The 13915-nt window shown below is 72.4% G+C and carries 11 protein-coding genes; 7 read left to right on the forward strand and 4 right to left on the reverse strand.

The features are described from left to right. Positions 1 to 97: 97 nt before the first annotated feature. Both KOI35_RS38250 and KOI35_RS38255 read right to left on the reverse strand, forming a co-directional pair. The gene (locus KOI35_RS38250; protein WP_215793914.1) at positions 98 to 811 is read right to left on the reverse strand and encodes a response regulator; all 714 of its coding nucleotides are present in this window, start codon (positions 809 to 811) and stop codon (positions 98 to 100) included. Further along, positions 790 to 1977 carry an ATP-binding protein gene (locus KOI35_RS38255; RefSeq protein WP_215794071.1) on the reverse strand — a complete coding sequence of 396 codons (1188 nt, stop codon included), beginning with the start codon at positions 1975 to 1977 and terminating at the stop codon, positions 790 to 792. Before KOI35_RS38255 ends, KOI35_RS38250 begins: the two co-directional genes overlap by 22 nt. Positions 1978 to 2152: 175 nt before the next feature. On the opposite strand from KOI35_RS38255, the gene KOI35_RS38260 reads away from it, so the two are divergent. The 4 genes from KOI35_RS38260 (at position 2153) to KOI35_RS38275 (ending at position 6658) form a co-directional block, all read left to right on the forward strand. Beyond that, positions 2153 to 3052, forward strand: a complete 900-nt coding sequence (locus KOI35_RS38260) for an ABC transporter ATP-binding protein (RefSeq protein WP_215793917.1) — start codon at positions 2153 to 2155, stop codon at positions 3050 to 3052. Further along, positions 3049 to 3837 carry an ABC transporter permease gene (locus KOI35_RS38265; RefSeq protein WP_215793919.1) on the forward strand — a complete coding sequence of 263 codons (789 nt, stop codon included), beginning with the start codon at positions 3049 to 3051 and terminating at the stop codon, positions 3835 to 3837. Before KOI35_RS38260 ends, KOI35_RS38265 begins: the two co-directional genes overlap by 4 nt. A gap of 40 nt (positions 3838 to 3877) precedes the next feature. After that, entirely contained in the window at positions 3878 to 4144 is a 267-nt protein-coding gene (locus KOI35_RS38270; RefSeq protein WP_215793922.1) for a hypothetical protein, read from the forward strand. Positions 4145 to 4720: 576 nt separating this feature from the next. Continuing rightward, positions 4721 to 6658 carry an immune inhibitor A domain-containing protein gene (locus tag KOI35_RS38275; RefSeq protein WP_308121335.1) on the forward strand — a complete coding sequence of 646 codons (1938 nt, stop codon included), beginning with the start codon at positions 4721 to 4723 and terminating at the stop codon, positions 6656 to 6658. Here the strand turns inward: KOI35_RS38275 and KOI35_RS38280 are convergent. Further along, positions 6640 to 7335, reverse strand: coding sequence for a cyclase family protein (locus KOI35_RS38280; RefSeq protein ID WP_215793924.1), 696 nt, complete (start codon positions 7333 to 7335; stop codon positions 6640 to 6642). The two genes, KOI35_RS38275 and KOI35_RS38280, sit on opposite strands and share 19 nt — an antisense overlap. A gap of 55 nt (positions 7336 to 7390) precedes the next feature. Here KOI35_RS38280 and KOI35_RS48005 point away from each other — a divergent pair, with 55 nt between their 5' ends. Together KOI35_RS48005 and KOI35_RS38290 are read left to right on the forward strand one after the other, a co-directional pair. Next, entirely contained in the window at positions 7391 to 8185 is a 795-nt protein-coding gene (locus tag KOI35_RS48005) for a MerR family transcriptional regulator (protein ID WP_246614437.1), read from the forward strand. After that, positions 8182 to 10683 (forward strand): VIT domain-containing protein, encoded by a 2502-nt coding sequence (locus KOI35_RS38290; RefSeq protein WP_215793926.1) that lies wholly within the window; start codon positions 8182 to 8184, stop codon positions 10681 to 10683. Before KOI35_RS48005 ends, KOI35_RS38290 begins: the two co-directional genes overlap by 4 nt. A 153-nt stretch (positions 10684 to 10836) precedes the next feature. Here KOI35_RS38290 and KOI35_RS38295 read toward each other — a convergent pair whose 3' ends face one another. After that, positions 10837 to 12585: an alpha/beta hydrolase gene (locus tag KOI35_RS38295; RefSeq protein WP_215793928.1), complete on the reverse strand. Its 1749-nt coding sequence runs from the start codon at positions 12583 to 12585 to the stop codon at positions 10837 to 10839. 282 nt (positions 12586 to 12867) lie between these two features. Between KOI35_RS38295 and KOI35_RS38300 the strand changes: the two genes are divergently transcribed. Next, the gene (locus KOI35_RS38300; protein ID WP_215793930.1) at positions 12868 to 13878 is read left to right on the forward strand and encodes a ricin-type beta-trefoil lectin domain protein; all 1011 of its coding nucleotides are present in this window, start codon (positions 12868 to 12870) and stop codon (positions 13876 to 13878) included. Positions 13879 to 13915 lie beyond the last annotated feature (37 nt).

Here is a 13915-nt window from a genome sequence, read left to right on the forward strand (position 1 = left end):
CCCCCGCCCACCCAGGGACGCGGCTCAGAGTAGGCCCCGCGCGGCGACGATCCGGCGTTGTCCACAGGCCCGTCCGGCCATTTTTCCGGCGGCGCGGTCAGACCAGGCCGGCGTCGTGGACCAGGATGGCGACCTGGACGCGGTTGTTCAGCTCCAGCTTGATGAGCAGCCGCGAGACGTGGGCCTTGACCGTGGCGATCGACATGTGCAGGTCGGTGGCGATCTCGGCGTTCGAGCGGCCCTGGGCCAGCCCCAGCGCGACCTCCCGCTCGCGCTCGCTGAGCTGGTCGAGCCGGTCGGCGGCCCGCGTGCGCGAGGGCGGCGCCGGCGCGGCCACGTGCGCGATCAGCCGGCGCGTGACGGTGGGCGACAGCATCGCCTCGCCCGCCGCGACCCGCCGCACGGCACGCTGGATCTCGGCCGGGGGCGTGTCTTTGAGCAGGAACCCGCTCGCGCCCGCCCGCAACGCCCGCAGCACGAACTCGTCGGCGTCGAACGTCGTCAGCACGATCACCTCGGGCGCGTCCGGCCGGGCGCGCAGCGTCTCGGTGGCGGTGAGCCCGTCGACCCGCGGCATCCGGATGTCCATCAGCACCACGCGCGGCCGATGCTGCGACACCGCGCCCGGCACCTCGGCGCCGTCGGCCGCCTCGCCCACCACGGTGATGTCGGGCGCCGCCGACAGGATCATGCTGAGCCCGGCCCGCACGAGCGCGTCGTCGTCGACGATCAGCACCCGGACCGGATCCGGCAGGCCCGCCGCGCCCGGCTCGGGGGTGCCCGGTTCGGTCACGTCGGCCATGGCAGCCATGCTGTCAGAGCGAACTCGTTCTGCGGCGTGCGCCCGTGGCTCAGCCGCCCGCCGGCCAGCACGGCCCGCTCGGTCAGGCCGATCAGCCCGGTGCCGGTGCCGGGGATGGTCGCGGTGAGCCCGCCGACCGGCCACGGGTTGCGGATGTCGATCACCAACCCGTCACCGGCCGAGCCGGCCACGTTGACCCGCACGGTGGTGCCGGGCGCGTGTTTGCGGGCGTTGGTCAGGCCCTCCTGCACGATGCGGTAGGCCGTGCGGCCGGTGCCGTCGGGCACCCCGTCCGGTTCGACGGCGACGTCGAGGCTGACCTTGACCCCGGCCGAACGGGACTCGTCGGCCAGCGCGGTCAGCGCGCCGAGCGTCGGCTGCGGAGGCTCGGGCACGCCCTCGGCCCGCTCGTCACGCAGCACCCCGATGACCTCGCGCAGATCTTGCAAGGCCTGGTGGGCGCTGGCCCGGATCACCCCCGCGGCCCGGGTCACCTCGTCGGGCGAGGCGTCGGGTTTGATCTCGAGCGCGCCCGCGTGCAGGCTCAGCAGCGAGATGCGGTGGGCGAGCACATCGTGCATCTCGCGGGCGATCCGGTTGCGCTCGACCGACCGGGCCTGCGCCACCCGCAACTGCTGCTCGGCCTCGGCCCGCTCGGCCCGGTCACGGTAAGAGGCGACGAGCTGCCGGCGGGCCCGGATCACCATGCCCCACAGGGCGACGATGGTCAGGAAGAGCGAACCCCAGGCCACCGTCTCCCAGTAGTGGCGGCCGTTCTCGGGGCGCAGGAACGGGAAGATCCCGTTGGTGGCGGTGATGCCGAGGAAGAACACTGCGAGCACCGGGAACCGCCGGTGCACGGCCACGGTGAAGAGCACGATGAGCAGGGTGAAACCGGCCGAGACGGTGAACGACGAGATGGCCACGCAGAAGATCGCCAGCGGGATCATCAGCCGGGTGCGCCGCCACCACAGCCCGATCGCCGCGACGGTGGCACAGACGAAGTCGAGCCAGATCAGCCAGCCCGGGTTTCCGGCCTGCTCGGGGACGAAGCTGGGCACCGGCTGCAGCAGGTCGTAAGTGACATAGACGGTGAAACCGAAGCCGATCACGAACACGAGCACATCGACCAGCCAGTCGCGCGTCGACCGGCGGCCCGGCTGCGCCGCCTCCATCGCGGAGGGCAGCAGCCACCTGTACTCCTGCCTGAGCTTGCCCACGCTCGAACTCTACGGGCGCCGGTGACGGGCCGGATACCGACCAAAGTCGGTGGCCGGGGCATACCAAGGTTCCGGGGCGCCGACCTCCGGCGGAAGCGCGGGGCCATCCGGCGGCCGCAGGCTGGATGACATGATCACGGTCGAAAATCTCACGAAGAGGTACGGCAACCACAACGCCGTCAACGACGTGTCCTTCACGTGCGAACCCGGCACGGTGACCGGTTTCCTCGGGCCGAACGGCGCCGGCAAGTCGACCACCATGCGCATGATCTGCGGCCTGTCGGCGCCCACGTCCGGCTCGGCCACGGTGCGCGGCGTTCCCTATCGGCGGCTCGGCAACCCCGGCCGCGAGGTGGGCGTGCTCCTGGACGCCTCGGCCCAGCACTCCGGGCGTACGGGGAAAGAGATCTTGACCTTGGCCGCCCTCACCATGGGCATCGACACGGCCACGGTGCCCAAGGCGCTCGACCGGGTGGGGCTGAACGCGACGGCCGGCAAACGGCGGGTGCGGGCCTATTCGCTGGGCATGCGGCAGCGGCTCGGCCTGGCGCTGGCGCTGCTGGGCGACCCGGCCGTGCTGATCCTGGACGAGCCGGCCAACGGCCTCGACCCGGAGGGCATCTTCTGGATGCGCGGCCTGCTGCGCGACTACGCCGACCGGGGCGGCACAGTACTGCTCTCCTCCCATCTGCTGCGCGAGGTCGAGGCGGTCGCCGACCGGCTGGTCGTCATCGGCGGCGGCAAGGTCGTCGCCCAGGGTGACAAGGCCGAACTGCTGGCCCAGACCGGCACGCTCGTCCGCGCCGCCGACCCCGCCGCCCTGCTGATGGTGCTCGAGCGGGCCGGCCTGACCGGCACCAGGACGACCGACGGGGGCGTCGTGGTGCCGACCACGTCCGACGTGATCGGGCGGGCCGCCGCTGACGCCGGGCTCGTCCTGCTCGAACTGCGGCCGGCCGGTTCCGGTGGCCTCGAGCAGATGTTCCTGACCCTTACCGCCGGCGATTCCGTCAAGGAGGCCGTCCGATGACCGCCGTTCTTCAAGAAGACACCCTTCCCTCCGTACGCACCCCGAGCGGCCGGGCGGTCGGCCTGGGCCGGCTCACGCTCGTCGAGCTGCGCAAACTCGCCGACACCAGGGCCGGGCTCTGGCTGCTGATCATCATCGCCCTGGCCACGGCCGGCACCTCGGCCATCCAGATCGGCTGGGCCGACGATGCCGACCAGAACCTCGCGGGCTTCTTCGGCTTCGCGTTGCTGCCCTCGGCCATCCTGCTGCCCGTGCTGGGCATCCTCTCGATGACCGCCGAGTGGTCGCAGCGCACCGCGCTCACCACCTTCACGCTGGTGCCGGCCCGGGAACGGGTGATCGTGGCCAAGCTGCTGGCGGGCACGCTGATCGCGATCGCCTCGACGGTGGCCATGATGGTGATCGCGGCGGCGGGCAACCTGCTGGCGGGCGCGCTCGGCGGCGACGGGGGCTGGGACATCCCCGGCTCGCTGATCTGGCAGGGCATGGCCATGCAGATCCTGTTCGTGCTGATGGGCATGGCGTTCGGCGCCCTGCTGCTCAACTCGCCGCTGGCGATCGTGCTGTACCTCGCCCTGCCGATGGTGTGGGGCATCCTCGGCAGCACGATCTCGGCCCTGCGGGACGCCTCCGGGTGGCTCGACATCAACACGACGACCGCGGCCATGACCGAGGCCGGCATGACCGGCGGCGAATGGGCCCGGGTCGGGGTCTCGGCCGCCGTCTGGGTGCTGTTGCCGCTGATGATCGGCATCGTCCGGGTGCTGCGGCGCGAGATCTCCTGACCGTGGTTTGCGGCCGGCCGGGCCCGGGTACGCGCGGGCCATGCCCATCGGTGCCCAGCCACCCGGCCGCCGCGGCACGGTCGAGGAACCGTACAGCCCGCTCAACCTGCGGCTGATCCTGGCCGCGTTCGGCTTTGTCGTCTGCACCGTCCTGGCCGTGCTGCTCTTCCGGACCGGCTGGACGGTGCCGGGCTGGCTGCTGCTGGCGTGGGCGCTGGTCGCGGTGGTCGACATGATCGTCGTGCAACTGCGCCGCCGGGCCCGCCGCCGCGCCGAGAGCGGGCGTGACCACTCGCTCTTCGAATAGGCATCGGGACGCTGCTCACGCCGAGTAGCGTCCCTTTTCATGAGCCGCACCCGGTTTGCTGCTTTCACGGCTTTCATCCTCGCCGCCGTCATCGCCCCTCCCGTTACCGGTCAGCCTGCCGCCGCTTCTAACGCGCGTTTTCACGCGCGCGCGGCAGCGCTCCACACCGACACGCGCCCGCCGGCAGCGGCCTCGATCGACGCGCGCTCGCCGGCAACGGCCCCGATCAACGCGCGCCCGTCAGCCCACTCGATCGCCGCGCGCTCAGCGGCGCCCTCGTTCTACGCGCGCTCAGCGGCACCCTCCTCCGACGCGCGCTCAGCGGCACCCTCCTCCTACGCGCGCTCAGCGGCACCCTCCTCCTACGCGCGCTCAGCGGCACCCTCCTCCGACGCGCGCTCAGCGGCACCCTCCTCCGACGCGCGCTCAGCGGCACCCTCCTCCGACGCGCGCTCAGCGGCACCCTCCTCCGACGCGCGCTCACTCACCCGGAGACACCTGGCGGTGCCGCGCTCGTGGATGCGCGAACGGCCGCGGGGACGCGCGGCGGCCGGGCCGACCCCGGCGGTGGGGACCGTGCGCGAATGGGTCGGGCTGGACGACACGACCGGGAATCTCTATCGCAAGAACTACACGCTCAAGGCGGTCGGCAAGCACATCGAGGTGTGGGTCGCGCAGGATCTGGCGTTCCCGGCCACCGACTGCCGCAAGAACTCGGTCGAGATCACCGCGGCCAACGTCGCCGACCTGGTGCGGGAGTTCGACGGCACGATCTATCCGAAGGAGACCGCCGTCTTCGGCGTCCCGCCCGAGCGCACCGGCGCCGCAGCGACGATGGACGGCGACTTCACCGGCGACGGCAACAAGACGGTCACCCTGATCGACAACATCCGCGACGCCAACTACTACACGTTCCCGAAAGCGGTCACCTACGTCGCCGGCTTCTTCTCCCAGCAGCTCAACGAGCTCTTCGACCGCAACGTGATGACGATCGACGCGTACGACTGGAAGCACCGCCTCGGCGCCGACCCGGCCGACGACCCCGCGGACGACCTGTGCACCAGCCGGCCGGCGCGGCCCCGCATGTACGAGGCGACCTTCGCCCACGAGTGGCAGCACCTGCTCGGCTACTACACCGACCCGAACGAGACGACCTGGCTCAACGAGGGCATGGCCGACTTCGCGCAGACGCTGACCGGCTATGTGGACGGACGGGCCACGGTGAACGACCCGGCCAACGACACGCATCTGATGTGCTTCCAGGGCTGGGGCCCGGTGAAGACGAGATACAACGTGGCCCCGCGTGACTGCGGCGGCCCGCAGAACTCTCTGAACCTGTGGGACGAGGGCACGCCGAGCGACGTGCTGGCCGATTACGGCAACGTCTATCAGTTCCTGCTCTATCTGCGTGACCGCTTCGGGATCGGGGTCATCTCGATGCTGCACCGCGACGGGCTGCGGCAGGGGCTGGCGGCGGTGCAGGCGGCCCTGCCGACCGGGGTGGCCCTCTACGACGTCCTGCACGACTACCAGCTGATGACCCTCGTGGACGGGGTGGCGGGCGAGCCGGGCGGGGCGGTCGACGGCATCGACGCGGCCCGGGTGACCGCGGCGAGCCTGCGCTCGACGATCAATCCGGCCAACCAGGCGGCCTACGACTCCCCGGGCGCGGCGCCGAACGGTGCCGACTACGTGCCACTGCCGACGCCCTTGAAGTCGATCTCCTTCCGCGGGTCGGCCACACTGCACCCGCGCGACCTCGGGTGGACGGTCGCCGCGGGCACCCTCTTCTCCGGCAACCGCGACAATCTCGACGCGTACGCCGTCCGGCCGGTGACCGTTCCGGCCGGCGAGCCGGTGCTGTCGCTGGAGACCTCGTATGCGGCCGAGGAGGGCTACGACTGGGCATACGTGATGATCTCGATCAACGGCGGGAAGACGTTTCACTCCGTCACCGGTGACCGGACGAGACCCGGGCCGCTCGGACCGGGCCTGACCGGAACCAGCGGGACCGTCGTGACGGCGAGCTATCCCCTCAAGGCGTACGCGGGAAAGTCTGTGCTCCTTGGTCTGCGCTATGTGACCGACGGGCAGAACTCGAAGGGGGGCTGGCGGATCGGGACGATCGGGCTCGCCGGGCGGACGCTCAGCGACGGCTCGACGCTCGCCGGGTGGACGACGCCGACCGCGATCGAGCCGACGCCCGTGCACGGCTGGCACGTGCGGCTGGTCGGGCTCGACGCGCACCGGGCCCTGGTGGTGCCGTTGTCGCAGTTCAAGCGGCTGGCACGGTATCCCCGCATCGTCGCGGTGGTCTCGCACGACGAGCCGGACGAGACTGAACGGCGCTATGCCCCCTATCGCCTCACGGCCAACGGAATCCTCCAGCCCGGCGGCGCCGTATCCGCGTCTCCCCCGGCCGCCGCATCCGCATCTCCGCCGGCCGCCGCACCCGCCTCTCCCCGGGCCACCGCACCCGGGTCTCGCTCGGCTGGTCACGGCAGCAGGCCGTAGATCAGGGCGGAGGAACCGGAGCCGGCCCGGTTGATCTGGCCCCCGCAGAGGATGTGGGCGCCGGTCTCGGGCAGCGCCTCCAGATTGGCCAGGATCTCGAGACTGATGCGGTGGCGCCGATAGACCAGGTGGGAGACGGTGAACGTGGCGTCGGCGCCGACGTCGGGACTGAACGCGTCGGTGCCCGTGCCGCCGCGGCGGCCGAGGCGGCCGGTGTCGATCAGCCAGCGTGCGGTCTCGACGGCGAAACCCGGATGGCGGGGCGCCCCGTCGGCACCCGCACCGGTGAACTCGGCCGTGCCCCACTTGGCGTCCCACCCGGTCCAGATGATCACCATCGACTCGTCGGGGATGCGCCCGTGCGTGCGTTCCCAGGCCTCGACGTCGGCGATGGTCACCGCGTAGCCGGGGTCGCGGGCACAGCGCTCCCGCACGTCGATCTTGACCGCGCTCAGATGCAGATCGGCCAGGTCGAGCTCGTCGGCCAGCGGCTCGCCCTGGTTGAAGTGGCCGGGCGCGCCCCAGTGGGTGCCGGTGTGCTCGCCCTGACGGACGAACCGCAGGTAGTAGCCGTCTTTCTCGATCGTGGCGACGGTCTCGAGCTCGAACGGCGGGTCGCCCGGATAGACGTTGGTGGTGGCGGGGTCGTTCACGTGGGACAGGCTCACGAGGCGCATGCCGAGACCATAGCGCAATTGACAGTGTCATGGTGACAGTGTCATAGTCATCGGCATGTGGACGCTCGACCAGCTCGTGGAAAAGGTGCGCCAGGCCCTCGAAGGGGAATATGCCGGCGCACCGAACGGCCGCGTGCGTGACGTGCCCGATCGGCGGGCGATCCGGTGGTATTCGACGATCGGCCTGGTCGACAAGCCGCTCGGCATGCGCGGCCGCACGGCGCTCTACGGCCCGCGCCACCTGCAGCAACTCGTCGCGGTCAAGCGTCTCCAGGCGGCCGACCTCAGCCTGGCCACCATTCAGGAGAAGCTGACGGGGGCCTCGCCCGCCGAGCTGGCCGAGATCGCTCAGGTCCCGCCAGAGCTGTTGCGACCGGTTGAGCAGAGCACCCCCGACGCGGCCGCGACCCGTCCCCACTTCTGGGCCGCCCAGCCCTCCGCCGCCCAGCCCTCCGCCGCCCAGCCCTCCGCCGCCCAGCCCTCCGCCGCCCAGCCCTCCGCCGCCCAGCCCTCCGCCGCCCAGCCCTCCGTCGCCCAGCCCTCCGTCGCCCAACCCTCTGCCGCGCATACGCCGCACGAGGAGCCGGTTTCCGAGGTCGACCCGGTCGACCTCCGGCCCGGTGACTTCGTGTTCCCCGCCGATCCGCCCGTCGTCGCGGCCGGCGCGACGGCCCACGCTCGCTCGTTCGGCGGGGCCGACCTGGGCGGCGGAGTTCTGCTGCTCGTCCCGCATGCCCTGTCCGACCGCGACCTCGACGCCATCGCCGAGGCCGCCCGACCCCTGCTCGATCTGCTCACCGCCCGAGGCCTGACCACGGCCGAGGGCTCGACCCATGGGAGTCCGTCATGAGCATCTCCGTCACCCCGATGGATCCCGCGGAGATCAGCCGCGTCCGGATCCTGCCCGACGCGGGCTTCGGCATGCTGCGCACCGATCGCGGCGCCCTGCCGCTCGACCGCCTCGACGTGCGGGCCCGCATCAGTGGGCTGGTCGCGCACACGGTCGTCACCACCGAGTTCGTCAACGTGCACGACGACGCGCTCGAGGCGACCTACATCTTCCCGTTGCCCGACCGGGCCGCGGTCACCGGCATGACGATGACCGCCGACGACCGCACGGTCACGGCCGAGCTGCAGGAGCGCGGGGCCGCCCGGGAGGCCTACGACCGGGCGATCGCGGCCGGTCAGCGCGCGTCGATCGCCGAGGAGGAGCGGCCCGACGTCTTCACGATGCGGGTCGGCAACGTCGTCCCCGGCGAGCGGGTCGTGATCGAGCTGAGCCTGGTCGGGCCGCTGCCCTTCGAGGACGGGGAGGCCACGTTCCGGTTCCCGCTGGTGGTGGCCCCGCGTTACATCCCCGGCACGCCCCTGCCCGGCGCGTCGGTCGGCGACGGGTGGGTGCCCGACACCGACGCCGTGCCGGACGCGTCGCGCATCACTCCCCCGGTGCTGCTGCCCGGTTTCCCCAACCCGTTGCGGCTCGGCCTCACGGTCGAGATCGACCCGGCCGGGCTCGAGCTGGGCCAGGTGCGGTCGAGCCTGCACACCGTCTCCGACCGCGAAGGGGTGCTGTCGATCGGGCCCGGCGAGAAGGCCAACCGCGACTTCATCCTGCGCCTGCCCTATGCCGGTGGCGGTCAGACCGCGATCGCCGTGCCCGACGAGACCGCGGAAGAGCCCGAGGGCGTCTTCCAGCTCGTCGTGCTGCCCCCCGCCGACGCCACCGCGGCCCGGCCGAAAGACGTCGTGCTGCTGCTCGACCGTTCGGGCAGCATGGGCGGCTGGAAGATGGTGGCCGCCCGGCGGGCCGCGGCCCGGGTCGTCGACACGCTGACCGCCGCCGACCGGTTCGCCGTCCTCACCTTCGACCACGAGGTCGGGCACCCCGCCGACCTGCCCGCGGGGCTGGCCGAGGCGACCGACCGGCATCGCTTCCGGGCGGTCGAGCACCTGGCCCAGGCGGACGCCCGCGGCGGCACCGAGCTGCTGGCCCCGCTCACCGAGGGCCTCGGGCTGCTGCGGGCGAGCGAGGGCCGCGACCGGGTGCTCGTGCTGGTAACCGACGGGCAGGTCGGCAACGAGGATCAGATCGTCCGCGACGTCACGCCGCTGATCGGCACGACCCGCATCCACACGATCGGCATCGACCGCGCGGTCAACGCCGGCTTCCTGGGCCGGCTCGCCGCGCTCGGCGCCGGCCGGGCCGAGCTGGTCGAGAGCGAAGACCGCCTCGACGAGGCCATGGAGCACATCCACCGCCGGATCGGCGCCCCGGTCGTCACCGGTCTGCAGATCACCGCGACGGGACTGGCCCTGGTCGACGACGACCGGTCGCCGGCCCGGCTGCCGGGCCTCTACCCGGGCGTGCCGCTGGTGGTCAGCGGACGCTACACGGGGCAGCCCGAGGGCGAGCTCGTGGTCACCGGGCGCACCCGCGACGACCAGGAGTTCCGCACGACGGTCGCGGTGCAGCGGCGCATCGAGCCCGCCGTCGCGGCCCAGTGGGCGCGGGCCCGGCTGCGCGATCTGGAGGACGCGTACGCGGCCGGCGACCGCGGCCTCGAGAAGCGGATCGTGGCCGTCTCGCTGCGCTACGGCGTGCTGTGCCGCTTCACCGCCTTTGTGGCGGTCGACAGCCGCGTCGTGAACGAGGGCGGCGAGACCCGTCGCGTGACCCAGCCGATCGAGATGCCCGACGGCTGGGAGGCACCGGGCGACGTCGCCCCCGCCATGATGCGCCTGGCCGGGGCCGCCCCGCCGGCGGCCGCGCCGGCCCACTTCGCGTCGTTCGCGGCCCCGGAATCCCTCGCGCCGGACGCCGGTTTCGCAGCCGGTGGGGCCGGTGGCGGATTCGGCAGTGCTGCCCCGCCCGCACCCGGCGGCGCCGCCCGGGCTCGGCGAAGTGGGGTGCTCGGTGCACCGGCAATGGCGCGGTCCAAGGGCCGGGCGTCGTTCGGGGGCGAGCTGCCGCTCGACGAGGTGCGGGCCCTGGCCGCGACCGAGGCCCAGCGGTTGCGCGACGCGGCCGACCGGCCCGGCTGGGAGCGCCGCGATCTGCTGGACGACTTGGCCAGCCGACTCGAGGTCCTGGTCGGCGCGACCGTCGACGAGGCGTTCGGACCGCTGAAAGAGCTGGTCACCGAGCTCCGCTCGAACGCGTCGGTCGACGACCGCTGGACGATCGCGATCGACGTGCTGACCGCCTTCGCCGGCGGCGCCGCTTCGCCCGGCGCGGGAGCCACCCCGTCAACGGGCGGCGCACAGACGAGCGGCGCACAGACGAGCGGCGCACAGACGGGCGACGCGCAGACGGGCGGGCCCGAGCGTAAGGCGTTCTGGAAACGATGACAGCACCCGCCACCCGGCCGTCGCAACCGGCCGGGTGGCCGCCGCACGAACGACGCCCCGTCAACCGGCCGGAACCGGTGAGCGGGACGTCGTGGTGAGCGAGGCGTCGTGGTGAGCGGGACGTCGTGGTGAGCGAGGCGTCGTGGTGTGGGGTCAGCGGACGGGCGGCAGGACCTTCGGGGCGTTGTCGGCAGGGAGGCCGTGAGCGGCGATCTCGGCCGGTGTGGCGTTGTTCAGGTCGAAGGCGTCCTCGCTGGTCTCGCCGGTGTTGTCGCTGAGCTTGGTGCGGAAGGGCTGGTAGTCGCCGACACACATCCGGCCCTGGGCGGGCAGGGTGCGCGTGAGCAGGTATCGGTCCATGGCGACGGTCGCGCAGGGCGAGGTGCCGTAGGCGGTGTGGCCCCAGTTGGCGCTGGAGAGCAGGCGGCTGTTCGGGATCAGGCGCGACGACTTCACCGCGTCGACGTAGTTCGTGGCCGGGTCCCACAGGCTGCCGACGACCAGGACGGGGTTCTTGGTCCTGCGGTCGAACGGTCCCATGTAGGCGTCCTCGTCGCGCACCGTCCACGTGTCACGGGCGCAGGGGGCGCTCGCCCAGGCCCAGGCGCGGCCGAAGTACGGGGCGCGCTGGTCGGCCTTGGCACCGGCCTTCACCCAGTCGGCCCCCGTGCGGGGGTGGCGGCCGTCGGTGCACATGACTGCGGTGTACGCGTCGTACGAGTTGTCGTAGGGGAAGGAGCGCCCGATGCTGCGCTGGTGGGCGCGCAGGACGATCGCCTCCGCGGCCGCGGCCACCTTGGCGCCGGGCGTGGTGAGCCGCCACATCGCGGCCGCCATCTCGGTGACCTCGGCGCCCGCCTCGACGTCGTAGAGCGAGCTCAGCGCCATGCTGACGAACGCCGCGTAGGTGATCTTCTGGCCGCCGATGCGTACCGGCCTGGCCTTGAGACGGTTGGCGATGGTGCGGAAGCGGCGCAGCCCCTGGCCCGAGAACTCGCACTTCGCCGGGCCGGCCGCGTTGCAGCGACGCAGGATCTCCTGCAGCGCCTTCCACGCGCCGTCGGCCGAGCGCAGGCGGTCGTCCTGCACCTGGTTGCCGGTGGCGCGGCTGCCGACCCACGCGCGCGGGTCGATCACGCCGTCCACGGCGATGGCGCGGAAACGGTCGGGGAACATGTTGGCGTAGTACTGCCCGAGCGCGGTTCCGTAGCTGAAACCGAGGTAGGTCAGCTTGCTGTCGCCGACCGCCCGGCGCATGACGTCCATGTCCCGCGCGACCTCGGCCGTCGACATCGCGCCGGCCAGCTCGCGGCCACCGTGCGAACAGGCCTTGCCCTGCTTGGCGGTGGCTTTCAGGAACGCCTTCTCCTCCGTGGACCCGTACGGGAAACCGGTGTTGAGCTTGTCCAGAACGGGCTGCTGGCGGCCGGGGTCGCCGAAACAGTTGACCGGGTCGCTGAAGCCGATGCCGCGCGGGTCCATCCCGACGATGTCGAAACGGTCGAGCAGCTCGTCGCTCAGGAAGTAGGGCGCGGCCAGCGCGAGCGAGACGCCCGAGGCGCCGGGACCGCCCGGGTTGACGAAGAGGCTGCCGGTCTTGTGCTTCTGGTCCCGGGCCTTGACCCGCAGGAGGGCGAGCGTCACCTTCGCGCCGTACGGGCGGTCGTAGTCGAGCGGCACCTGGGCGGTCGCGCACTGCGCCCACTGGTAGCACGAGTACCAGCCCAGTTTCGGCGTCGGCACCGAGTCCACGCGGCGGCGTTCGAGGGGGCTCGTCCGGGCGACGGTCGCGGATGCTTCGACGGCGGCCGGGGCGGCCGTGGCCGGGCTCGGGACGACGAGCGCGCCGGCCATGACCAGGCCGGCGACGCCGGCGGCGAGCAGGCGGGACGGAAGCGACATGGGCCGCCTTTCGTGATCAGCCGGTGGCGTGGGCCGCGCCGGATTCTCAGAAAGGTAGGTTCGCCGGAGATCATCAAGGTTTCCCGATTCGGAGCAGGAACGTTGCTACCGACCGAACTGTCACCAACCCGGCCTGACGTGCGTGTTCTTGGCGTGAACGGCCACGACGGGCGGATAGTCGGATCTTCAGGGGGAGGCGGACGTCGATCATCCCGGGTATGTTGGGCGGCCGATCGTCTGTGCAGACTCGATGGCGGCGGGCTCGAAGGCGGCGGGTGAAGCGTGACCGACGGTGACCAGAACGGTGAGCAGGATCCTCTGCTCGTCCGGCCGTTCGTGCTGCGCGATTCCGGGGCGTCCGATGTCGACGACTCGACCCAGACCTGGCCCGCGACGGCCACCGGCGAGACGACGGGGCTTCCCGCTCACGACGGGGCCGATGCGCCGACCGTGATCATGCACCTGCCGTTCCGGCGCCGGCACGCCGCGGGCAAGGCCAGGCCCTCGTCCGCGGGCAACGGACACCGCCGGTTGATCGTGCTGGGCGCTGCCGCCGCTGTCGTGGTGCTCGGAGCGGCGGCGGCCGGTTATGCGGCGCTCGGCTCCGACGTCCGGCCCTCGGTGGCCCCGGCTCTGCCCGGCGGTCCGCTGCCGGCGGCGACCGCGCCCGTGTCACCCAGCAACGCGGCCTCGTCCAGCTCGATCGGGGATTCGCAGACCGAGCAGCGGCCCGGTGGCACCGCGACCGGCGCGACCTCGAGTTCGCCGGCCACACCCACCAGCGGCTCGACGTCACCGCTCGCCCCGCTGCCCGGCAGCCCGACCGCGGGTGAGCCGATCTCGCTCGACCCGGGCCCGACCAGCGACAGCAACAAGCCGGCACCCACGTCCGATCCCCGGCTCGTGGCGCCGCAGCCGCCGACCGCCGACCGGACGGGCGTGATCCGCGGCCAGAACTCGTTGTGCCTCGACCTGAACGGCGCGGTTCCCACGGACGGCAACCACGTGCAGGTGTACGACTGCAACAGCACGGTCGCGCAGACGTGGACGCTGGCCACCGACGGCACGCTGCGGGTGATGGGCAAGTGCGCCCTGCTGGTCGGCGACAACTCGGTCGAGATCGTGACGTGCGACGGCCGGACGCCGGCGCAATGGCGTGCGGTGGGCCAGCTGCTCATCAACTCGGCGAACGCCGGATGCCTGACCGACCCGTCCGGAGGGCGCACCTCCGGGACGGGTGTGACGGTCACGGAGTGCTCGGGCTCGGCCAGTCAGCGCTGGTCGCTGCCCTGACCGCTCCTAGCCGGCCGCGCGAGAACGGCCGAGTGAG

Origin of the sequence: Paractinoplanes bogorensis (assembly GCF_018829635.1) — a bacterium.
Taxonomy (GTDB): domain Bacteria; phylum Actinomycetota; class Actinomycetes; order Mycobacteriales; family Micromonosporaceae; genus Actinoplanes; species Actinoplanes bogorensis.